Annotated in this window: 16 protein-coding genes; 11 read left to right on the top strand and 5 right to left on the bottom strand. The window is 58.9% G+C overall.

Features of this window, described 5'->3' with window-relative positions; genetic code table 11:
• Nucleotides 1–354 precede the first annotated feature (354 nt).
• The 5 genes from AAFG07_RS32275 to AAFG07_RS32255 all read left to right on the top strand — a co-directional run bounded on the left by AAFG07_RS32275 (nucleotide 355) and on the right by AAFG07_RS32255 (nucleotide 5,734).
• Nucleotides 355–1,533 (top strand): ABC transporter ATP-binding protein, encoded by a 1,179-nt coding sequence (locus tag AAFG07_RS32275; protein WP_342723757.1) that lies wholly within the window; start codon nucleotides 355–357, stop codon nucleotides 1,531–1,533.
• Between the two features lie 41 nt (nucleotides 1,534–1,574).
• Nucleotides 1,575–2,495 (top strand): sugar ABC transporter permease, encoded by a 921-nt coding sequence (locus tag AAFG07_RS32270; RefSeq protein ID WP_342729303.1) that lies wholly within the window; start codon nucleotides 1,575–1,577, stop codon nucleotides 2,493–2,495.
• On the top strand, nucleotides 2,492–3,340 hold the full coding sequence (locus AAFG07_RS32265) for a carbohydrate ABC transporter permease (protein WP_342723756.1): 849 nt from the start codon (nucleotides 2,492–2,494) through the stop codon (nucleotides 3,338–3,340). The genes AAFG07_RS32270 and AAFG07_RS32265 overlap by 4 nt, the downstream gene beginning before the upstream one ends.
• A gap of 15 nt (nucleotides 3,341–3,355) precedes the next feature.
• Complete coding sequence (locus AAFG07_RS32260; protein ID WP_342723755.1) at nucleotides 3,356–4,630, top strand: extracellular solute-binding protein; 1,275 nt, start codon at nucleotides 3,356–3,358, stop codon at nucleotides 4,628–4,630.
• Nucleotides 4,631–4,873: 243 nt separating this feature from the next.
• The gene (locus AAFG07_RS32255) at nucleotides 4,874–5,734 is read left to right on the top strand and encodes a phytanoyl-CoA dioxygenase family protein (RefSeq protein ID WP_342723754.1); all 861 of its coding nucleotides are present in this window, start codon (nucleotides 4,874–4,876) and stop codon (nucleotides 5,732–5,734) included.
• A 259-nt stretch (nucleotides 5,735–5,993) separates the two neighbouring features.
• Here the strand turns inward: AAFG07_RS32255 and AAFG07_RS32250 are convergent, their stop codons facing one another.
• Nucleotides 5,994–6,815: a class I SAM-dependent methyltransferase gene (locus tag AAFG07_RS32250; RefSeq protein WP_342723753.1), complete on the bottom strand. Its 822-nt coding sequence runs from the start codon at nucleotides 6,813–6,815 to the stop codon at nucleotides 5,994–5,996.
• 861 nt (nucleotides 6,816–7,676) lie between these two features.
• Here AAFG07_RS32250 and AAFG07_RS32245 point away from each other — a divergent pair.
• Both AAFG07_RS32245 and AAFG07_RS32240 read left to right on the top strand, forming a co-directional pair.
• Nucleotides 7,677–7,940 carry a hypothetical protein gene (locus AAFG07_RS32245; RefSeq protein ID WP_342723752.1) on the top strand — a complete coding sequence of 88 codons (264 nt, stop codon included), beginning with the start codon at nucleotides 7,677–7,679 and terminating at the stop codon, nucleotides 7,938–7,940.
• Nucleotides 7,941–8,185: 245 nt separating this feature from the next.
• On the top strand, nucleotides 8,186–9,760 hold the full coding sequence (locus AAFG07_RS32240) for a porin (RefSeq protein ID WP_342723751.1): 1,575 nt from the start codon (nucleotides 8,186–8,188) through the stop codon (nucleotides 9,758–9,760).
• 307 nt (nucleotides 9,761–10,067) lie between these two features.
• Here the strand turns inward: AAFG07_RS32240 and AAFG07_RS32235 are convergent, their stop codons facing one another.
• Complete coding sequence (locus tag AAFG07_RS32235) at nucleotides 10,068–11,375, bottom strand: DUF2130 domain-containing protein (RefSeq protein ID WP_342723750.1); 1,308 nt, start codon at nucleotides 11,373–11,375, stop codon at nucleotides 10,068–10,070.
• 292 nt (nucleotides 11,376–11,667) lie between these two features.
• On the opposite strand from AAFG07_RS32235, the gene AAFG07_RS32230 reads away from it, so the two are divergent.
• Both AAFG07_RS32230 and AAFG07_RS32225 read left to right on the top strand, forming a co-directional pair.
• The gene (locus tag AAFG07_RS32230; RefSeq protein ID WP_342723749.1) at nucleotides 11,668–12,840 is read left to right on the top strand and encodes a Fic family protein; all 1,173 of its coding nucleotides are present in this window, start codon (nucleotides 11,668–11,670) and stop codon (nucleotides 12,838–12,840) included.
• 185 nt (nucleotides 12,841–13,025) lie between these two features.
• Complete coding sequence (locus tag AAFG07_RS32225; RefSeq protein WP_342723748.1) at nucleotides 13,026–13,883, top strand: hypothetical protein; 858 nt, start codon at nucleotides 13,026–13,028, stop codon at nucleotides 13,881–13,883.
• Nucleotides 13,884–13,976: 93 nt separating this feature from the next.
• On the opposite strand, the gene AAFG07_RS32220 is transcribed toward AAFG07_RS32225, so the two are convergent.
• The gene (locus tag AAFG07_RS32220) at nucleotides 13,977–16,829 is read right to left on the bottom strand and encodes a TrlF family AAA-like ATPase (RefSeq protein ID WP_342723747.1); all 2,853 of its coding nucleotides are present in this window, start codon (nucleotides 16,827–16,829) and stop codon (nucleotides 13,977–13,979) included.
• Nucleotides 16,830–17,049: 220 nt separating this feature from the next.
• On the opposite strand from AAFG07_RS32220, the gene AAFG07_RS32215 reads away from it, so the two are divergent.
• The gene (locus tag AAFG07_RS32215) at nucleotides 17,050–17,997 is read left to right on the top strand and encodes a hypothetical protein (protein ID WP_342723746.1); all 948 of its coding nucleotides are present in this window, start codon (nucleotides 17,050–17,052) and stop codon (nucleotides 17,995–17,997) included.
• Nucleotides 17,998–18,179: 182 nt separating this feature from the next.
• Here AAFG07_RS32215 and phnF read toward each other — a convergent pair whose 3' ends face one another.
• Nucleotides 18,180–18,923: a phosphonate metabolism transcriptional regulator PhnF gene (phnF, locus tag AAFG07_RS32210; protein ID WP_342723745.1), complete on the bottom strand. Its 744-nt coding sequence runs from the start codon at nucleotides 18,921–18,923 to the stop codon at nucleotides 18,180–18,182.
• Nucleotides 18,924–19,015: 92 nt separating this feature from the next.
• Nucleotides 19,016–20,131 carry a PLP-dependent aminotransferase family protein gene (locus tag AAFG07_RS32205; RefSeq protein ID WP_342723744.1) on the bottom strand — a complete coding sequence of 372 codons (1,116 nt, stop codon included), beginning with the start codon at nucleotides 20,129–20,131 and terminating at the stop codon, nucleotides 19,016–19,018.
• A 416-nt stretch (nucleotides 20,132–20,547) separates the two neighbouring features.
• On the opposite strand from AAFG07_RS32205, the gene AAFG07_RS32200 reads away from it, so the two are divergent.
• The gene (locus tag AAFG07_RS32200) at nucleotides 20,548–21,468 is read left to right on the top strand and encodes a branched-chain amino acid transaminase (RefSeq protein ID WP_342723743.1); all 921 of its coding nucleotides are present in this window, start codon (nucleotides 20,548–20,550) and stop codon (nucleotides 21,466–21,468) included.
• The last annotated feature ends 116 nt before the right edge of the window (nucleotides 21,469–21,584 follow it).

Genomic DNA, 21,584 nt, shown 5'->3' with positions numbered 1-21,584 from the left:
AATGCCCTGAGGGCCAGATCGAACGATCAGCCGAAAGCGAAACGAAGCGCTTTCGGATTCTAGCGACAAAATTGCGTTGCGCTCCACAAGAGAGCGGCGCCGAGACTCGTTGCTGCGTGTGACAAGTGCCCTGTCAGGCGATCTCGACGAAGTTGCTGAGGGCCTTGAACGCATTTTAAGGCTCCGAAGCACCCGTGGCCATCGCATATTACAGGGTATTCCATCGAATTATTCGATCAGCGTCATCCAGCTGTAGCACGATGGGTCTTGAAGCTCAGCCTAGCTTTCAAGGGGATAGACGATCTCCTCGTCGCGCTTGCGCAAGAGTTTCATGACAGTTGAGGTAGTAACCCGGTGGCATCGGTTACGATCGAAGGCATCAATAAGGACTACGGCCAGACGCCTGTCTTGCGTAGCGTCTCACTGTCGATAGCCGATGGTGAGTTCCTGACGCTGTTGGGGCCGTCGGGCTGTGGGAAATCGACGCTGCTCCGCATCCTGGCTGGACTTGAGGTGCAGGACGCCGGCTCGGTCTCGATCGGCGAGCGCGTGGTGGATGGACTGCGGCCAAAGCGGCGGGATATCGCGATGGTGTTCCAGTCCTATGCACTCTATCCCCACATGAGCGTCGCCTCGAACATGGCACTGCCGCTGCGGATGCGCCGGCTCTCTGCCTTACAGAGGCTTCCCGTTCTAGGCCATCTGCTGTCAGGAACGGCGCAGATCACAGCGGACATCGACGCGGAAGTCTGCCGCACCGCCAAGTCCCTCGGCATCGGCCACCTGTTGTCGCGCAAACCGGGTCAGCTCTCGGGCGGCCAGCGCCAGCGTGTCGCAGTTGGTCGGGCGATGGTGCGCCATCCGGCTGTCTTCCTGATGGACGAGCCGCTATCCAACCTCGACGCCAAGCTGCGGGCTCAGATGCGTGCCGAGATCAAGGAACTGCACCGGCGGCTCGGGGTCACCTTCGTCTATGTCACGCATGACCAGGCCGAAGCGATGACCCTTTCGGACCGGGTGGCGGTGATGCTCGACGGGGAGTTGTTGCAGGTTGCTCCGCCGCAAGACATCTATGCCGATCCCGACAATCGGCGCGTCGCCGAATTCATCGGCTCGCCCAAGATCAACCTGCTTGATGGCGTGGTGCGCGAACGCGGTCTGATCGACGTGGCCGGGTCGACGCTCACGATCGAAGCCGATGCACTCACAGGCACGCCACTCTCGCTCGGCATTCGTCCGGAGACTTTTTATCTCGCCGACCGCGGCGGGCAGAGCGCGCTGACAGGTTCCGTGCGAATGATCGAGCATATGGGATCAGATCTCTTCGTTCATCTCGATCTGGCCGGCATCGACCAGCCGTTGATCGCAAGGCTGCGCGCCGAACGGGCGCCGCAGATTGCGCCCGGCCAGACCTTGCATGTCGGCGTGAGAGCGGACCGTATTCTTCTGTTTACGCGGGACGGGCGACGCTTACGGCGGGAGGGGGAAGCTGTCCGGAGATCCGGCTCCCCGTTCCAGGAGGTCGCGGGATGAGTGAGCCTCTTGCTCTTTCCGGCGTCTCAGACAAGCGATCCATGGCGGGCGAAGTTCCGATCTTAGCCGTCCCGCTGGCTCGCAGGCGAGCCCATGCAGAAACGTTGGCGGGCTTGACGCTGGTCGGACCCGCCGCATTCTTGCTGCTTGTATTGTTCTTCCTGCCGGTTGCTGCGGTCTTCGTCATCGCGCTCACCAACTGGCGGTTCGGTGCGACCTCTCTTTCTTTCGTCGGCATGGCGAACTTCCGTGAGGTCTTCGCGGACACGGGTTTTAGGGCCTCGCTCGTCAACACCGTCGTCTACGCCTTGATCGTCGTGCCCGGAACCGTCATGTCAGGTCTTTTGATAGCACTTGTCATCGAAAGTGGACGATCCTGCCGCGGCTTCTATCGCGCTATCCACTTCTTGCCCTTCATGGCGACGCTCACCGCCATGGCGCTCGCTTGGGAAGCGCTGTTGCATCCGACAATTGGTCTCGTCAACCAGGCGCTTGCCGCGGTCGGATTGCCGACCGCCAATTGGCTGCGCGATGAGAATATGGCTCTCCCAATACTTGCCGTGATCGGGATCTGGCAGAACCTCGGCTACGCAATGGTATTGTTTCTTGCCGGTCTCAAGAGCATCCCGCAGGAGCTCTACAATGCCGCTGATGTCGACGGTGCCGACCTTTGGATTGATCGGTTGCGCGCCGTCACCCTGCCGATGCTTGGGCCGGTCACCATGTTCGTTGTCGTCGTCGTGGCGCTGCGCGCATTCGAGTCCTTTGACAGCGTCAAGGTGCTAACCCAAGGCGGGCCCGGTCACGCCTCCGAACTCCTGCTCTACACGCTCTATCGCGAGAGCTTCGAGTACTTGCGTACTGGATACGGCGCTGCCATCGCGGTCGTGTTTCTCGCCATCGTGGTGACGCTTACCCTCGTTCAGGTCCGCTTCATGGACACCAAGGTGCACTACCAATGAACGCCACTAACTCGGCAAACCGCTTGTCGCCGTCCGCAGCTGTCCTTCGACACGCGGTGCTGCTCACAACCGGAACGCTCATTCTCCTCCCCTTCGTGTGGATGGTTTCGCTGTCGATCAAGCCGCCGGAGGAGATCTTTCGCGCGTCCTTCTCGTTCTGGCCCGCACAATTGTATGCCGTCGAAAACTATACCAAAGCGCTGACCGAAGCATCGCTGCTGCGCTATATGGGCAATGGTCTCATCGTCTGCGCAATGATTTTGGTGTCTCAGATCCTCGTCTGTGCCCCCTGTGCCTATGCGTTCGCCAAACTTCGCTTTCCTGGGCGCGACCTTCTCTTCGGCATGGTGTTGGTAGGACTGCTCCTGCCGCACCAAGTGCTCTCGCTACCGCTCTTTGCTCTTGGTCATCAGCTCGGCATCCTCAATACCTACGCGGCGCTCATCTTCCCCTACGTGGTCTCGCCCTTTGGTATCTTTCTGTTTCGGCAGTTCTTCAAGACCATTCCAGATGACGTCATGCATGCGGCGCGGCTCGACGGTGTTTCTGAACTTGCCATCGTCTGGGGGATCATGATGCCGATGGCACTGCCGGCCGTCATCGCCTTCTCAATCTTCTCTGTGGTCAGCCATTGGAACGATCTGTTCTGGCCGCTCATAGCGGTGCGCGACCAGTCCCTCATGCCGCCCCCGCTCGGCATCATGGCATTCAAGAACGAAGAGGCTGGCAACGACTATGGCCCCCTCATGGCCGCGTCGACCCTCGTTGTGTTGCCCCTCGTCATCGCCTTTCTTGCCGCACAGAAATGGTTTGTTGAAGGGATGACCGGGGGAGCGGTGAAGTAGCGCTGGGAGATACGTATGCCACTGACACGCAGAGATATTCTTCTCGCCGGCACGGCGGCAATGGGCCTGGGGGCTTTGCGCTCGTCGCGCGCTGCCGCCTCCAAGCTGACATTGAAGATCAGCACCCCAATTGGCACCTATCAGAAGATGTTGGGTGAACTTGCTACCCGGTTCACCGCGGCCAATCCCGAGATCGCTATAGAGTTCATTGCCAAAGGCGAAAACTGGGATCCCTTACTCCAGACCACGTTGCGCGACGGTTTAATCAACGATCTTCCCGATGGCACATGGCAGTCATTGACTTACGCGCCGTTGCTCGCACGGCGTGGCTACGCCCAGCCCCTTGATCCCGTCGCTGGCGGGAGTGCTGCTTTCACTGAGCTCGGCCTGTCAAGCGCGCTCATGGAGGCCGTATCGGCCGCCGGAGGTGTCCACGCCATGCCATTTGGCACGACGGTTCCGGTCATTTACTACAACATGGATCTCCTGAACCGGGTTGGGTACGCCTCGCTCACCCCGCCTTCGACCTGGGAGGAGATCATCGCACTCGGCGTGAAGGTCGCAGCCCTCGACCGAACAATTAATGGTGGCTTCGTCGAGTACGATGCCTCCAACGCCTGGATGTTTCAGAACCTCATCGCCACGTTTGGCGGACGAATGATGAAGTCCGATTTGAGCGAGATAGCCTTTGATACGGAGGAAGGCGTAAAGGCGTTGGACGTCGTGTGGCGCTTCGGAGAGGCAAGCACCGTTAACATGACCCGCGAGCAGGCGCGCCAAGCGTTCAACGCCGGCACCTGCGGCATCCTTGTTCGCTCGGCAAGCGGTATCACATCGGTCGCCAAGGCAGCCAACGGCCGCTTCGACCTGAAGGTCGGCAAGTTGCCAGTTTCCGCCGCCGGCGGCCGGCTCGTCGGCGCTGCCCATGGCTTCATGATGTTTACCAAGGACTGGGAGCGGCAAAAGGGGCTCTGGGCATTCTTGCGCTTCGCCGCCGGGCCGGAAGGCCAGATGATCCTTGCCCGGCAGACTGGCTATATGCCCGTCAACCTGATTGCGCTTAAGGATCCGACGTTCCTGAACCAATACCTCGCCATCAATCCCTATCACCGAGCGATCCTTGAACAGCTGGTAATCACGACAGACCAGATCTCGTTCTCGAGCGACAACGCGGTCAAGATCACTGACATGATGACCGAGGTAATGAGGCAGGTGCTTGTGCACCGGACGCAGCCAAAGGCCGCCCTCGTCACAATGGCCGAGCAGACCCGCAAACTGCTCAACGCCTAAGCTCTCGCTCAATTGCCCGCAAAATATGTCATAACCTCCAGGCTTCGATCACTCGCCGCCCCGTCCTCCTCCAACATGAGCGGCAATCTATCGCAGCAATCCCAAACGTCTTTGACGAGGGCCATACGCCGCGTGGCTCGGCGGCTCTCGCGGATTTTGAACCAAACCTACATCGGAGCACCAGCTTTTGCCTCGTTCCTTCTCACGTCAATCCATGTGAAGCTGCCCATCCAGGAGAGAAAAATGCCTAAAATGTTGAGTGAAGCGCAGGTTGAACAATATCGTTCCGAGGGCTTCGTCTGCCCAGTTGACGCTCTTTCGGCGGAGGAAGCTGCTGAGTTCTTAGCACGAATGGAAGATCTCGAAAGTCGGGAGCCAAATCTATGGGCACGATCCAAGATCAAGCCGCATCTGTTAATGATGTGGCTCAATGATCTTATGAGGAATTCGAATGTCCTGGATGTGGTCGAGGATCTTCTTGGGCCGGACATCATGGCATGGGCGACCGGCCACTTTGATAAGAAGCCTCACGATCCGAGCTTTGTAAGCTGGCATCAAGATGGGACGTATTGGGGACTTTCTGAACCCAGCGTTGTGACAGCTTGGGTTGCACTGACGCCCAGTAACCGCGAGAATGGATGTATGCGGGTAATCCCCGGCAGTCATCACCGGGGCCAATTGCCGCATAGAGATACCGACGACAAAAACAATCTGTTGAGTCGCGGTCAGGATGTGGAGGTCAAGGTCGATGAAGCTGAGGCCGTCGATTTGGAGCTTCGGCCCGGCCAAATATCTCTTCATCACACCATGCTCATTCACGGGTCAAAGCCCAACTTCTCCGACACGCGCCGTCTCGGGATTACCATTAGATATGTGGCAGCGCATGTCGGCCAGATTAGCGGGTTTAAAGATAGCGCGACCCTGGTTCGCGGAACCGATAAGTATCGGAATTTTGTCGCCGAACCACGTCCGCGCCGCGACTTTGATCCAGATGCTGTTGAATTCTATGACGCGATGGTTGCCGAAAGCCGCAGGCGCAAGGATGCAATTGCCGCTCACCACCAGAGCCAGCAAGAACGGCTCAAATCAACAACCATGCTCTGAGCCTTACGTCCACGGCTCGCCTCGTCAACGCGAGGGCGATCGCACCACCCTGCGCGGCGCCCTCGCGCATCTGCTAGCCAAGGCGTTCGAGCGCGCTGCGGTCTAGGCCAAGGATGGCCTACGTTCCGAGCCCTGGTATCGTCGAAAGGCTTGGGGAGGGAGAAAGGCCGGCAGACGAGGAAAATCGTATCTCAGCTCGAGAGCTCCAATGCATCGATTATTGCGGGTCCGCAGCCATTTGACCAGCTGAGCATTCGGGTCACTGTCTTGTCGCGAGTGTCACCTCGGTAACGTGCGGCTGACGCAGTAGACCGTTCTGCGAGTGCCGCTCAAATATGTCGGTTAGCTGTTTGACGACAGCTTGTTCGCCGATCGCCACGGCCGATCGTTGAATGAGGCTGGAAGAGAAACTCAGTGCCAGGAAGTGCAGAAGGCTAGTATCAAAATCCCAGTTCCAATGCCGCACCTTCACGTCTTCGAATCTGAGATCAGTGTCGAGCTCGCCATAGAAATCAATCGTTGAGTAGGTCCCGGCCGCCGTGGTGAAAGTGCCCCTGTGGTACTCCGGAATGCACTGTTCGACGAAATCGTGATACTCGGAAAGTGCAGGACTGTCCAAGTACCGGTGCCGATTGTGAACGAGCGCCAAGAGCCCGCCTGGAAGCAGTATGCGCGCAACCTCATTATGGAACGCGGACCTGTCAAAGCGATGGGCCGCCGTAGCTGCCGCAACGGCAGACAAACATCTGACCGGAAATGGTAGCCGCTCGGCTGGTGAAATGCGGAATCTGATGTTCAATTCGCGAGGCGTTGACTTCACCGCAACACGAATCATGTCGGTGTTCGGCTCGACGCCGATAATCGAGCGTCGTCCTTGGGCTTCTGCGGCGAGCGCCCTTGTAAAGAGTCCTGTGCCGCTTCCCACATCCACAATATCGCCGCCCAGGCGGTGGTGAATAGCGTGATCCATGATGACCTTTGCGACCTCACTGGGATAGCTTGGCCGATAAAGATCATAGTTCTGTCCCTCGCCAGCGAATTCGGACCATGGGGTCTCAAAATTGGGAAAGGTTGTTGCCATCGCAATGTTCGCAAAAGGATCCCAGTGGCTGCTTTCATGGATTCGCTGAAGAGCGTTAGTGCATTGTTGGGTCGTTGCTTAACTCCCCCGAGTTCTTATCCAAAATCCTGTGAAGAGAGGAGGCGACGGCGAAGCGGTCGCCAGCCCAAACGACGGCACTTCGATCTCCTTGAATTTCAACTGCCAGGCGTCGCGAGCCCATTGGCCGCGTCTGCGGTGAGAGGTGCAATCATCCAAGTCGCCGTCTAACCGCCCGCATTGCCAATAAGCCGGGGCCTGCAGCATAGGTGCCGCGAGGATGAGAAGCCGAGGAGTTATCAAGAACCAGGTCTGCCAGCTGCCATTCTGTTCGACAAAAGGAAGAGGTGCTACGTTGGTCAATCCCTGGGTGACACGGTCTTGTCATCTGGATCAAATACCAGCGTTGGTAGTTGACCGGCGCGCGAATTGTTGCATGTCGCTATGATGATTTTGCTGGAGCGCGACCAAGCCCGAAATAGCGGAGTGCACTTGGTTGTCGCAACTTTAGGAATATACGCGTTTGATCGATCCGTGCGTTCCGCATGCTGGAATCCGATTCCGCCGGTAGCCAGCACTCCGGGGGCGCATGGTGGACTGTGGGGGTGCGCCATGGGCCACCGGTCACTCCAGGCGATTGGATGGCCCGCCGTTCTCCAACCGGATAGCCGGGGCGGCGGGCTCGCACTGATAGATGTCTTGTCCGCTGCCCCGCAACTGCCAGCTGACCCACACGGCTATGCTGGTAAACGGTCGTCCTTCACTCAGCGACATCGTCAGATGCGCAATACTTGCGTCGGACCGTAAGGAGGACAGTCGACCGCCTCTGCGATGAGCGTGGCGATGGACCAAATTGTCACGGCGTCATTGCGATCGCGCAACGAACTGATCGCGTGGTCGAAGGCCGGCATTCGCACCGGCATCGAGTACGAAAGGTCGGCGTTCATCATCCAGGGACATCAGCCGCTTCTTTACGACGCGGCCTCGGCACCGGTGCGCTGCTGGAAGGCGTGTGCCTCTTGCTCGGCTGAACCCGCGCTCGCATTTACGCCCTGGATTTCGAGCGCAGCAATGCGGCTTCACCTCATACGTCCATCCGTCGGCTAGGCGGGCTCCGGTCTGAATCTGATTTGTAACAGATTTCTTACGTTGGATTGCCGCGTCCACCCGCGACCGTTGTGACCGCGGCCAATCTCTAAAGCAGAGAGGCTCAACCGGGCGACGTCGGCTTTCATACATTATCCATCGTCAAACACGAACGTAACGATCGCACTATTCGATGCGTGGCCGTCAAACGGTTACTCTGCAGTGCTACCCGTGGGTCCGACGGGGTCTACGAAGGACAGGGGACAATGACATTCTCAAATGCGAGCTCGGCCTCACATCGAACGATCAAACGGACCGTACTGACTTCAATGGCTGGCTTGATTGCGTTGAGTGGGGCACAGGCCGCTGATATTCCCGTAAAGGCCAAAGAGATCCAGTATGTGAAGGCTTGCTCGCTATATGGTACCGGATTCTACTACGTGCCTGGCTCTGATACCTGCATCAAACTGGGCGGCTTTGTGCGCGCTGACACGGTGCTGGACAGCTCCAGCTTTGTCATGACGCCTGTTTCCGGTCCCGCTGGTGCCAACAATCGTCTGAGCGGTGCCTATACCGGTCGCGCTCGCATCGACTTCACCATTGATACGCGCACAGCGACTGAGTACGGCTTGGTCCGCACCTTCTTCGAAACGACTCTTAATTGGGCGTCAGGTAGCTACAGTGGTGCTGGAAATGGCTCTACTGTCTACCAATCCCTCGGCGGTACTGCGGCGCCTGCCAATGCAGCTGTGGGCAATGTTGGCTATGGTTCGGTTGGCGTCTATTTCGCGTTCATTCAATTTGCTGGATTCACCATAGGAAAGGCGGTCTCCCAGTACAGCTCTCCTTGGGTGCAATATCCGGCTGGCAACTTCGACGGCCTTCCGGGCAGCGGCGGAAACAACACAGGTGTCAACCAGCTTACCTATACCGCCGACTTTGGTCAGGGCTTTACGGCGACATTTTCAATGCAGGACCCGACCGCCTATTATCAGAGGAATATCTGGAACACGACTTATGCAACAGCCGCGGGCATTGGGACGGGGGCTTATGGTTCGCCGAGTTTCGGTGCTACCCGGGCTCCAGATGTCGTGGGCATGACGCGCCTTGACCAAGCCTGGGGTCTCTTCCAGGCTTCGGTCGCGGCACACAATAATCACGCCGCGTACTACGGTGCAGACGAAACGTCCGGACACGCCTCCGACAAGTGGGGTTGGGCTGGTCAGTTGGCGTTGTCCATCAAGAACATTCCTACTGGCGCCGGTGATACCGTCAACTTGCAAGCTGCCTACGCCAACGGCGCAATCAACTTTGGCATCAACGAGAACATTCCTGCCTCATGGGCGATGTACGGCAATTCTGCCAGAACTGACGCGTATCAAAGCGTGGGCCTCGCAGGCATCGCGGATGCCATCTACTCCGGCACAACAGCAGCAACAGGTACGGCTCTGCAGCTGACCACGACGTATGGCTTCAACGGAGGTTATACCCACAACTGGAATCCGTACTGGAATACTGGCTTTTACGGCGGGTGGGCTGCTGTCCGCTACACAGACGCAGCTAAGGCTCAGATCTGCGGCAGCTCTGGCATGGCTGCACTTGGCCTGACCGGTGTCTGCAATCCCGATTTCAACATCGCCGGCGTCGGTACGATCACGCGCTGGACACCTGTCACGAACCTGACGTTCTCGGCTGAGCTCGATGCCACTTTTCTCGATCAGAAGTACTCTGGCACGATTAAGGCGCCAGCGGTCGCAGGTGTCGGCAAGCCGGCTGCTATATATGAGCTGAAGAACCAGAGCGCGCTGGTCGGGCTTCTACGCGTTCAGCGCAATTGGTGAGGTCCCGTCAAACAACCGGAGAACGGGAGTTCTGTCGTAGAGCCGGTGCACCGATCGACCAGACAGCGGCCGAACCCAGAGGCCTCTTGTGGTACGTTTCCTCGCTGACTTGGGCCACTCCTACGGAGTGGCCTTTTTGAGTCGAGCGCCATGTATGCTAATCAACCAGATTTATTTGGCCATTTTTCATCGGCGCGACCACGATTGATCGCAAGCCGTTAACAGCCGCCGGGCGGATCCAGTATGAGGGCTATCTGCGGCGCGAGGAGACCAATGCGACCATCCTGGCTTTGTCGACCCGCGCTAATCATCCGATTTTGCGGTCAGCCTGAACCTCCAGCAACGGCATCTCAAGGCTTGGTATTTCCGGCATAGCCTGGCCTGCGATCGCCTGGAGGTCGCCAACCATGCCGACCGTCGATTCAATGACGGACAGGATCTGCGTTTCGCGCTTTGCCCACTGCCGGCTGATGAACTTGCGTTCCCTATCGAGGTCCTCGCGCATGTCGGTGAACTTTTCGACGACGGCATCGACGCGCTGCCGGAATCTCGTCCCGGTCAAATATTGGTAGACCTGCTCCATCTTGGTTTGTTGGCCCTGCTGAACCAGGCGGGAGTTGGCGACGTCGATAAGTCCCTGGCGGAGCGCAACTGCTACAGGAACAGCGCAGCGGGGGTGAGCAACCCACACCCCGTCAAGCAGATCAAACTGCTCCAGGTGTTTCGGCAGCGCCTGTGAGATGATCAGCGCTACGTCTGCGCCACAACGGCGCTGGTCGTCGCGTAGCTTCGCGAGCCAGCCGTCGGTCCAGGCCTTGGTCCGCTTGGATTCCCAGAGGATGATGCCGGCGGGCTGACCAATTGTGCCGTTCACCTGCTGCATGACGTCGGCACCAAGTTCACCTTTGCCGATCGGCTCAATCACGTCGGTCGGAAAACGCCCGCGAAGCAATTCTTCGAGCTCAAGCTCAAGGACTTCCCCCTGAGTCTGCTGGGAGCCTTGCTCAGCCTTGCGCTTCAGTTCCTCGATTGTACGAGTCATCGACTCTATCGTCTGATCCCTCTCTGCCACGCGCAAACGCGCGGCCTCGTCGGCCTCTTGCCTGGCCTTGATCTGGATCTCGCCGACGGAGGCCTGCACGCGTTTCTCGATCGTCAGGTCGAGCTCACGCTTCTCGGTCCCCAGCGCACGCTCCTTCCGCAAGAATTCGGCCTGCACCTGCTGGGCCTCGGCAAGTTTGGCAGTGTTGGCCTCCAACATCGCACGAAGTTCCCTGGCTTCGGCATCCTTGGCCTGCAGTTCGGCCGCCGCGGCCTCGCGTGCTTTCTTGGACTCCGTTGCAACCAGTTGGCCCCGCTCCGCCGTCAGGAGCTTGGCGACCTGGTCCTCGACCTGCTCGCGGTCCTTGGCCAGTTGCTCGCGCTCGGCGCGCAAAGCGTCGGTCTTCCGAATGATCTCTGCATCCTTGGCTGCCAATTGCGCCTGAAAGCGCTGGCGGGTCTCAGCGAGAAGCGGTGCTGCGAGAGATTCAGTCAGGTGGATCGCATGATTGCAGTTGGGACAACGCAAGGTCGGCTCGTACGCAGCGCCAGCCGCAGTCGCTTTGAAATTCATGATTTGCCGCCTGTCATTAATGCGGGGCCGATTGAACATCATCTGGCTGCGGTTGCGAGGCGCCCGCGGCTGCTATCCACACGTAGGTGTCGTCACACGGCCGTTTTCCCCGGAAACCACGAAGGCCGTTCTGATGCTGACCACCGTACCGTAATCAAGAGAGGAACAAAAAGTGATCGGCGGGCCGTTTCCGTGTCTTGGAAACGGCAATAAAAGCGGCAAAATGGATTGTAAATTTTCGACCTAATGTCATAATTTAATTAGCAAATTAACCGGCAAAGAAATCGGCAAAATGGCGGTCACCCGAATGGAGCCGATGATCCCAGCTGAAAGTAAGGATCTGACCGATCTTGCGACGGACCTCGTAGCGAAGGCCAGCGGCCTGGCCGCTCGCCCGAGCCCGGCCCTTCGCGGCTCGATCGGCAACCTCGTTCGATCCATGAACTGCTATTACTCCAATCTCATCGAAAACCACAACACGACGTTGATCGATATCGATCGCGCGTTGAAGAACGACTTTGCGACAGACCCTGAAAAGCGGAATCTCCAGCTTGAGGCGAAGGCTCACATCGAAGTGCAGGAAATGATCGACCGGGGAGAGGGGCCAGGCAGCGTTTTCACAACCGAATTTATTCTCTGGCTGCATCGCGAGTTTTACAGCCGCATTCCTGAAGAGATGTGGTGGGTTGAAAACCCGCAAACCAGGGAACGTGTGAAGATGACGCCGGGCGAACTACGAACGCGTCATGTTCAGGCCGGCCTGCACGTCCCGCCCGATCCGGATGAGCTGCCGGATTTCCTTCTGCGGTTCTGTGAGGCTTACTCTACGAAGATGCTCTCGAAAATCGAACGCATCATCAGCGTTGCAGCTTCGCACCATCGCCTGACCTGGATCCACCCATTCTTCGATGGCAACGGTCGCGTCGCGCGCCTGTTTTCGCATGCGCTGCTGCGCGAGCTCGGCATCGGCTCAGAGCTGTGGTCGATTTCGCGCGGATTGGCGCGCGTCTCCGCGGAGTACACGGCAAGCCTTCAGGCCGCCGACGAGCCGAGGCGAGGGGATCCCGATGGTCGAGGCAATCTCACTCAAGCAGGCCTCGCCGACTTCTGTCGGTTCTTTCTCGCCACTTGCGTCGACCAGGTCGACTTCATGGAACGGCTGCTGGAGCCCTCGGAGCTCATAAATCGGATGGAGATCTGGACCGAGGAGGAAATAGCCGCAAAACGCCTCTCAAAGGGCTCCTGGCCAATTTTGCGACTGGCTGTCATGCAGGGCGAGTTCAAGCGAGGCGATGCGTCGGATATCACCGGTTACGCCGAGCGTCAGGCGCGTACTGTGCTCAATCAGCTGATTGACAAGGGGTACCTTGTGTCGCCGACAACGCGAAGTCCAGTTCGATTAGGCTTTCCGCCGGATGCCGTTGATCGCTGGTTTCCGCGACTCTACCAGCCACGCGCGAGCTAACCAGAGTGGTCGCGGCGAACTGCGCCAAGCGCGACAAGGAAAGCCCGCTCGCGCGGCAACTGAACTGCCTGGTTTGATCTCGGTCGATCCGTGGGTACGATGCGAAGTCTATATAAGTGGATCTGGAGGGGGAGGGCGGGCTAGCGTACCGGCGATGTCGGGCGCCAAGCACGCCGGTTTTAGGTATGCCGATCGAACTTCACGAGCGTCTATCTGAATTTTCCTACGGGTATGGTGTAACGCGCGAAGTCGAACGCCGGCTGAAAGCGTCGGGTCTGTCAGCAGTACCTTTCCTTCCCAACCTGATTCAAGAAGCCTCTGTCGGCTTTGATGTTGCGTTCAACGTCCAGGGTATGCCGCTGATGATCCAGTTCAAGCTCGGGCAAGCCATGCGGCGCTTTAAGCCGTCGCCGCGACCTCGGCTTTCTCAGCAATTCTGGAGATATCGTGTCGATACAGCAGAGCCTGACGGTCAGTTCGAGTTGCTGCTAAAGGCTGAGCTCGACGGTGCGCGCGTATTCTATGTTGCTCCAAGGTTTCACGACTGGGAGGTCTATCTCGGCCACTATGAGCAGAAGAAGATTCTTCGGCGGTCGCTCATTGTGACGCCAAAGGCAATTCGGTCGGTATTGGACAACAACGGCGTTCCTGATGGAGAACACATGGTCGTCTATGACGATCAACGTGCATACCTCTGTTCTACCCCGCTGCAACTTCCAGCCGTGCGCGAAGCGGACATCGCCGAAAAGGTCCGCTTTGACCTTGAACACCGTAAGGTGTCCCTTGGCGAGGCTCTGGAAGAGGTTCTGACCGGCTTTGAAAGACGTACGGAAATCCGCCGGGCCGGCGAACGGCGCCACCAAGATCCGGACCGCGGCGCTTATGGGATTCCGTCAGACGACGGCCGGGGAGCTGCCCTTCGTCGCAGCCGACTAGCCCGATTTCAAGCGAGTGGCCGTAGCCGCGCGGAAGCCGTGGCGCTCGTGGTTGGTGCAGAGACTTGGTCGGTCGGAGCTCAGCTTATCTTTGTGACGAGACAATAAGCTTACAAGGCGACAAGGCGCCTAACCTGCAGCTCTCGGACATCATATAAATGGGATTCAGCATGAGGAAGGAGATACTTGGGGGTTGCAACGTCACGCCTGCGAATCAAACCGGTACTTGCGGCTGCGCAGATCAAAGGCTTCACGTCCTCCCTCCATGATCGAAGTGATGGTGGCGCTCACAGCCGGCGTCTCGATCGCTCCGTCGCAGTCAAGCTGAACGCGAGGTGAGTTATTGTTCGGATTTGACGATGGCTCCGGAGACTTCAGTGCAATGATCTTATCAGCATCACCATTGACGACGATGTTGGCATTGTGAGTCGTAAAAATGAGCTGCCGGGTAGACTTCGAGGTTCGCAAAAGCTCCACGATCCGCATGATCACTCGGTTATCCAGGTCGTCTTCCGGTTGATCGATGATCAGCGTTCCAGCAGATTGTTTGAGCAGAAGTTCGAGTAGGGCGGACGCCTGTTGACCAGGCGACGCCATTTTGAAGTCGATTGCCCTGCCGTCGTCAACGTATGACATGATGATCGAATCCGCCGGAACCGCCGCCACGATGCCAGCGATCGTTGTGTCCGTGAGATTCAGATAAATCCTCTTGCGCTGCCGCTCTGTCAGTTGCCTGGCGCCATTGAACAGGATCGCTTGGAGCGAGCCAAGAATACCATCACTCGCATCGGGCGGCGACCCGGCCATGATCTTTGCTTCGTAAAGCCCGACAAACTGCTGCCGCAGCTTGGCCCAGCCTTCGACCTCGTCGGCCGCAAGTGTCGCGCTGACCCACTCCGTGCAGCTATCTTCGACCGATTGAGTATGAGACGCCTCAAACAGCTTGTGCAGCGCGGCCAAGTACTGCGCCGGCAGTCGATCCCGGCGAGCGCGTGCCCTTAGCATATTGCTTGACTTGCCGGCGACGGCGTCGGCGGCGGATTTTAGGATGTCGCGCCGCTGACTCACCAGACGGTCCAACTGCGCGAGCGCATCCACGTAGTCCTTCTCGGCATTCGCTTTGGCAAGCTCCGCGCTCCGAGCACGCGCCTGCGCGGCTTCCGCCGTCTGCAGTTCGCCGTTCAACCGGGCGACCTCGTCGATCAGGTTGCTGTGCTTGCCCTGTTCCTCAACGGCGGCTGCGTAGGTTGACCCGAAGGCAGCTCGCTTAACCTCAAAGCGGTTCCCGGCTTCAACTTGCCTCGTCGACAGAACGTCGAGAGCAGTCTTCGCCGCTTCGAACGACGCCTTGATCGCGGCCTTGGCGTCCGACAGAGCCTGCTGCAAGCTTGCCGCCTCATCAAAGTCGCTCGCGCCCTCGTAAGCCGACAACTCGACCGTAAGCGTGGCGCTTTCCAGCCGGTCGAGTTCGACCTTAGCGTCTCTCGCCTGGTCGCCGACAGTGCGAATGTAATCATTCGCTCGACCGTACTTTGGGCCATCCTCGATTGTCTTAAGGGCCTCAGGGGAGAGTCCTTCTTGTTCAAGCCGTTTGGTCAACGCCGCGATGCGCTGTCTGAGATCCTCCACCTTCTCGGTCGTTTGCCGCAGGTCGACGCGAGACTGCCACAGCGCGGCCAGGTTGATCAGCGCGGTACCGACGCTGCGTTGGCCGTTCTCGATGGCTCTCTTGACGTCTCGCTCCCGGTCCACCTCCTCCGCTGCGGCAATGCCTGTGATCTGTTCAGATGCGGTGGCCGGGTTATTCATGGTGCTCGACAGGCCCTTCTGCCGGAAAGCTCTTCCTCGAAAGCGTTCCCGGGCAGTCCTGGTCGTCACCTCAATAGTCCGTCCGGCTGCGCTGACCGTAATAATCTCGCTGTTCGTCAGGACGCGCCGCCAAGTCTCCCTCACGCCTTCGCGCTCAAGCACCACCTCGACATGACCATCTTCTGCCAATGTCTCGCTGATAAGCTTGGCTTCACGGTCAAACTCAGGGTCGATCTTGTTGTCGAAGTCCTTGTCGGTCCGCCCGAGGCCAAAGCGAAGATACTCCAGAAAAGCGCTCTTTCCCGAGCCTCGGCCGCCTATGATCGCGTTGAAGCCGTCATTGAAGGATATTGTCACGGGCGCAGGTCCGGTGAGGCTGCTCTTCACGCGCAACTCCACCAGATATTCCGTCGGAGATGTCGGCGCGTCGAACACGATTCTCGCCTCGTCGGCCAGGAGCGCCTGGCGAAAGGCTTCGATTGAGTGCTCGCCAAGCTTGATCCAGCAATCGTGGACGCCCAATCGGCTCCAATCTGCACTGCGGTTGTCGCCAGTCGCTAGGATCGCTCGGCGTCGCTTGCCCCAGTCGGCGATTTTCCCGCGGATCTTTTCCAATGTCGTCGCATCCAGCGAACTATACGGCCGCTCAATATAGACGCCGTCGATCGGCAAATTCGCGAATCTGGGGTGATGGCCGGCTTCATTGAGGCTCTTGTGGTCTTCCTCCTTGCTGAAGTGCGGCAGGATCACACTTGCGTCGCGCAGATGTTGCTCGCCCTGGACAGCTTGAATGAACCCCGCCACGGTTTCGCGAGCCGGCACGATCGCGCAGGTTTTGGCCTGCGCTGCCGCCGCGGCAAGGATATTTCCGGCCGCAGCCAATGCTAGCTTTTGCGTGTCGACGTCCATCGCGGGATCGAAGACCACAATGCATTGCGCGTTGTCCGAGCAGGTGATCTCGACCGCCGGAAACACGCGTACGGCCGAACCGCGACGTTGTGCCGCCTGCAGAACATAAGCGGACAGGCAAATGTCGTGGTGATCCGAGACAGCGATAGCCTGTAGCTTTGAGGCCTCGGCTGCGTCGATGAAGCTATCAGCCCATTGCTGGCGCGCCAACTCACCAGCCTCACTCCCGCCAGACAGGCCGGGTGAGCCAGCCCAGTTGAGGTCGCGCGGCGTATGACATTGAAAGTCGCACTTATGCCACGTCGTGCCCGGATGAAGTCCAACCTCGTGCGCCATTTTTCTATCCCCTGCTGCGCGGCATACTTCCCCAGGTTGTACTGAGACGCAACCTCGATGCTCCTCAAGCCGAAGCTCAACTTAAGTCGTAGCGAACGGGGTCCTTGCGGTTCTTTTAAGACTCGAGCGGATCTCGCCCAACGTCGGAAAGATAGGCTTTCGCGCTCGTCCGCTGCAGCGTCTCCACAGTCGACGAGCATTCGATCGCTAAACTGGCGTCATGACGGCGTTGCTGAGACTTTCGTACGAATCGGACGGAGCGGCGGGCATTTGGGCGTGCGGTCGACCTGAGGTCGACGACACGCAATCGCCCAAGTCTTTCCTGTGGCAATCATTGATAGATAGTAGCTTCGGGGATTATACCGGTCCGCAGTCTGACAAGGCGATGATGTGGGGATGTTCCCTTTGGAGTGTGGAGGATCGGTTGCCTGCTCAAGAACACCCGTCGTTTCGGTGGCCGCTAAATCGGAGCGCGATACTTTGGCGCTACATGGGCCTCGATAAGCTCGTCTGGGCTCTCGACAACAGGGCGCTATTTTTTTGCCGGTCTGACAAATTTGAAGATCCTTCTGAAGGATTCTTCACAAGAGCCAATGCTCTTGCTGAAGATCACTTTGTTTCGTATCAAATGCGCAATGGCGGCTTTGGTGCACCCGAACGCACCTCGGCGGAATCTTTGCGCCAAGGTTACCGGATGATGCTTTCCGTAGCGCAGCAGGACAGGACAAATACATTTGTCAGTTGCTGGCACATGAACGAGAACGAGTCAGACGCTATGTGGAATCGCTACGCTCCGACCCCTGATTCGATCAGCGTGCAGACCAGCTTTGCCAAGTTACAACAGCTTCTTCCAGACCAATGCTATCTCGGGGGCATAAATTACATAGACTTCGACACGGAGCTTATTGACCTCACCAACAGTCTAAACGCCATTGTCCATAAAGAAAGGAAGTACGCTGGGGAGAGGGAAATTAGAGCGGTCGTCTGGGGGAGGGCAGCTGCAGGCAACTTTCCCGCAATTGGTGAAAATGGCATTGCGGTACCCGTCGATTTGAATGCACTGGTCGAAAAAGTCTATCTTCACCCTTTGGCAAATCCGAGTTGCCGCCAAAGGGTTGCAAACCTGTTAGATAGGTACGGCTTGATCAGCAAAGAGGTGTCCCCTTAGCCACGGCGTATTTTCTCAGAACGTACGAGAGTCGGCCTGTGACCGAACTTTTGACAATCAGGATTTGAGTTTTGCGCCTCTGACAATTTCCGCTCTATCGTCGCCGCGCCGTATCGGTCGGCTTGAATTCTCCTCTCTGTGCAAGACGAATCCAGCCGAGACGGCTCCTGCCGGCGCAGCGGTCAGCCGCCGAAGACGAATTCCACCCGGCTAGCGGCATAGGCGATCTGACCGAAAGAGATCAGACGCTCCTCGGCGTCGACATTTACGACGTCGGTCTGCAGCACATGCTCTGTCGTTGGGATCTTCAGCCGCTCGACTTCAATGGTCGTCGGCGGCCGCGATCGCATGCGGATGGATTTGCGGTGGTAGTCGGCCACGCCGAGCTTCTTCAGCACCGCAGAGGTGGATAAGATGGCATCGGCGCCACGCGCCGCTTTTTCGAAAGCTTTACCGATGTTGGGGAGTAATCTTTCGGGGAAGTAACTTGGTCCATAGCTGATCGGCACGCCATCAGCCTCACTCAATGTGGTCACCACGACCACGCGCTCACCATCACGGAGCCCGAGTGCAGCGCACACCGGGGGAGAGGCGTCGGCTTGCTCGATCGAAATCAGCCTGCGGGAAGGCTTCTGCCGGTTCTCAAGAATGTTTTCCTCGAAGTACTTCCGGTTCTCGAAATGGTAGTTGATCGGATCGTGGGAAACGAATGTCCCGCGGCCCTGCTCCATGCTGACGACGCCCTCGTGTTCGAGGTGCGACAGAGCGCGCAGCACCGTCAGGCGATTGACGCCAAATCTCGCTGCGATCGCCGGCGCTGAAGGCAACCGCCCTCCGGGCGCCAGGGCGCCGCGATTGATGTCGTCGACGATGGAGTCCACGATCCGCCGCCACATGCTGATCCCTTCCATCGTCCGTTTCGCCATGGGCAGATGTGGTCCTCCCGAATTGCGCCGAATTTGCTGGGCATCGTACCTCGACGCCAACCGTCGTTGGCGTGATTTGCCAGACATTTGCGTCAACCCATCAGGCTTGGGTGCGCACCAACCTCCACAATGGTCTCGGCGATCGCCCTGAGACCGGTGGCAAGCTCATCACGTGTTTCTGGAGATCCGAAGCAGACCCGCGCCGCGTCGGGCACCGGCCCACCATCGGCCACAAAGGGGGCCGCGTCGCCGGCGAGCACGCCACGGGCCTTGAGGCGAGCGTGGAATGCTTCGCGCCGCCCCGTTGGCAGTTTCAGCCACCCGTGGATCGCTCCAGGCGGAGAGGCGAAGTCCAGGCCGGCAAGTGCGGAGATGGCCATGGCGTGGCGGCCGGCGGCCTCCGCGCGGACTGCCTCGAACAGCCGACCAGCCATGCCACTGTCCATCCAATGTGAAACGACCGCAGCCGTGATCGGTGCCGCCATCCAGAAGGTGGAGCGCACCCCCGGCCAAAAGGCCCGCTTGGCTTCGGCGCCCGAAGGGGCTGCCACGTAGGCGAACCGCAGGCCCACGCTGAAGCTCTTGCCGAGTCCCAAGATATACCAACTAATGTCCGGCGCGAGCGCGGACATCGGCGGCGGTGCGTCCGCCGGCAAGGCGCTGTAGATGTCGTCCTCCACGATCGCAAGGCCATAGCGCCGGGCAATCTCGATGATCTGTTGCCGGCGAGCCAACGGCATGACGACGGTCGTCGGATTCTGCAGGGTGGCGAGGCAATACAAGGCTTTGGGTTTCAGCCGGCGGCAGGCCTCGTCAAGTGCGGTTGGGATCATACCGTCCGCATCGCAGGCCACGGATTCGGTGCGAAATCCGTACTGCCGGGCGATGGCGGGGACGGCTGGATAGGTGAGTGGTTCGGTGAGCAGGGTTTCGCCGGGCCGCATGATCGCGGGATAGATCATGTTCATCGCGCTGAGCGTACCATTGGTGAGCACAACACGCTCCGGAGCCGGCGGCTTGCCTAAGCGGCGTGCGAGCCATTCCCCGCCTTGGATGCGATCTCTTTCCGTCCCCATGAAACGATGGGTGCGCGTGAGGGCCGTGAAGTCCGTCTCAGCGAGAAGGTCGGTCAGCGCCGCCCGGAACGCCTGGTTGGTCTCTGGAACGGGTGGCGGAAGGTTACGGCCGAGATCGGCGACGATGGTCATGCGGGCTCCAACGGTTTGAAGAAAAATTCTGACATTCAGCCTAGCGGACAATGATCTATATCACTAGACCTTTTACCCGAAGCCCCTATAATTTGGGAGTAGACAGAGGAAGGGCAGGCATGGCGGGCAGCTCAAATACGGGGAATGGCGTCGGGGGTCGGGGGCCATGATCCAGGAGGCCCGTGAACTGCCGCCGGGTGCCCCGGACGTGATCGCACTCAGCCAGTTCGAGTTCGATTTTCGACACCCCACGCCATGCGCGTAGCGTCGACGTGGTGGCGCTCGAGCGCGCGGCAAGCCTCGCCCCATAGCGAGATCGTCAAGTCGAGGATCTTCTGCCCGCGGCAAGTAAACCAGTAGAGCGGATCCTGGCCGACTTCCTCCGCTGATCGATGAACGTTCCTTAAGGAGAGAACATGAGCCTGCCTGCGCCTTACGCATCGCTGAACGGAAGGGTCGTTTCCTGGCCGGAAGCCACAATGCATGTCTTCAGCCCGGCGGCGAAATACGGCCTCGGGGTCTTTGAGGGGGTGCGGGCCTACTGGAGCGAGCAGCAGGGACGCCTCCTTCTGTTTCGGATGGAGGACCACCTGCGGCGCTTGGCCTATAGCCACAAGGCGGTACGCTTCGACACTCCCTTCACGGCTGAGGAACTGACGGGGCAGACCGCAGACCTGCTCAAGGCCTGCGGGTACCGGGAGAGCACCCACATCCGGATCATGAGTTACCTGAACGGCCAGGGAGACATGACGGTGAGGGGGCCGATCGGCACCGCTATCACAGCGCTGGCCCGGCCCGTGCCCAGGGCCGTGATCGATGGTGTCCAGGCCCAGGTGAGCTCTTGGGTGCGGATTCCTGACCGCGCCATGCCGGCCCGCATCAAGGCCAGCGCCAACTACCACAACTCGCGACTGGCTCACATGCAGGCCATTGCAGACGGCTACCAACAGGCCCTGCTGCTAAACGAGCGGGGCAATTTGGCCGAGGCCCCTACCTCGACGCCTTTCATCGTCCGCAACGGCGTGGTGGTGACGCCGCCGCTCGGCGAGGACGTGCTGGAAAGTATCACCCGCGATACCATTCTCAGGCTCGCCCGCGAAAGGATCGGCTTGCCGGCGGAGGAGCGGGTTGTGAACCGCTCCGAGCTTTATGCGGCCGACGAGGCCTTCCTGGTTGGGACGGGAGCGGAGGTGACGCCAATCCTCGGCATCGATCGACTTCCAGTGGGCGATGGGAAGGCTGGGCCGGTGGTAAGAGCATTACAAGCGGCCTACTTCGACCTCGTCCACGGGCGCACAAATCTCTGGCTGAATTGGTTGACGCCCGTGGAAGTTTAGCATGGCGCCACCGAGCGCCAGGTTCGAGATTTCTAGAAGGTCGTATCCGAACTCTCAGGAGGCTTGCACAAATACCCTCGTGCCCTGAACAACGGCCACTGTTCAAGACACCCGTG

Origin of the sequence: Bradyrhizobium sp. B097, assembly GCF_038957035.1 — a bacterium.
Taxonomy (GTDB): Bacteria; Pseudomonadota; Alphaproteobacteria; order Rhizobiales; family Xanthobacteraceae; genus Bradyrhizobium.
The sequence above is the reverse complement of the archived record's forward strand: the minus strand, read 5'-3'. Positions and strand labels throughout refer to the sequence as shown.

Excerpts from the sequence above, each read along its gene's own strand:
- AAFG07_RS32270 (WP_342729303.1), top strand. The coding sequence starts at position 1,575 with ATGGCGGGCGAAGTTCCGATCTTAGCCGTCCCGCTGGCTCGCAGGCGA.
- AAFG07_RS32265 (WP_342723756.1), top strand. The coding sequence starts at position 2,492 with ATGAACGCCACTAACTCGGCAAACCGCTTGTCGCCGTCCGCAGCTGTC.
- AAFG07_RS32260 (WP_342723755.1), top strand. The coding sequence starts at position 3,356 with ATGCCACTGACACGCAGAGATATTCTTCTCGCCGGCACGGCGGCAATG.
- AAFG07_RS32255 (WP_342723754.1), top strand. The coding sequence starts at position 4,874 with ATGCCTAAAATGTTGAGTGAAGCGCAGGTTGAACAATATCGTTCCGAG.
- AAFG07_RS32250 (WP_342723753.1), bottom strand. The coding sequence starts at position 6,815 with ATGGCAACAACCTTTCCCAATTTTGAGACCCCATGGTCCGAATTCGCT.
- AAFG07_RS32245 (WP_342723752.1), top strand. The coding sequence starts at position 7,677 with ATGGACCAAATTGTCACGGCGTCATTGCGATCGCGCAACGAACTGATC.
- AAFG07_RS32240 (WP_342723751.1), top strand. The coding sequence starts at position 8,186 with ATGACATTCTCAAATGCGAGCTCGGCCTCACATCGAACGATCAAACGG.
- AAFG07_RS32235 (WP_342723750.1), bottom strand. The coding sequence starts at position 11,375 with ATGAATTTCAAAGCGACTGCGGCTGGCGCTGCGTACGAGCCGACCTTG.
- AAFG07_RS32230 (WP_342723749.1), top strand. The coding sequence starts at position 11,668 with ATGGCGGTCACCCGAATGGAGCCGATGATCCCAGCTGAAAGTAAGGAT.
- AAFG07_RS32225 (WP_342723748.1), top strand. The coding sequence starts at position 13,026 with ATGCCGATCGAACTTCACGAGCGTCTATCTGAATTTTCCTACGGGTAT.
- AAFG07_RS32220 (WP_342723747.1), bottom strand. The coding sequence starts at position 16,829 with ATGGCGCACGAGGTTGGACTTCATCCGGGCACGACGTGGCATAAGTGC.
- AAFG07_RS32215 (WP_342723746.1), top strand. The coding sequence starts at position 17,050 with ATGACGGCGTTGCTGAGACTTTCGTACGAATCGGACGGAGCGGCGGGC.
- phnF (WP_342723745.1), bottom strand. The coding sequence starts at position 18,923 with ATGGCGAAACGGACGATGGAAGGGATCAGCATGTGGCGGCGGATCGTG.
- AAFG07_RS32205 (WP_342723744.1), bottom strand. The coding sequence starts at position 20,131 with ATGACCATCGTCGCCGATCTCGGCCGTAACCTTCCGCCACCCGTTCCA.
- AAFG07_RS32200 (WP_342723743.1), top strand. The coding sequence starts at position 20,548 with ATGAGCCTGCCTGCGCCTTACGCATCGCTGAACGGAAGGGTCGTTTCC.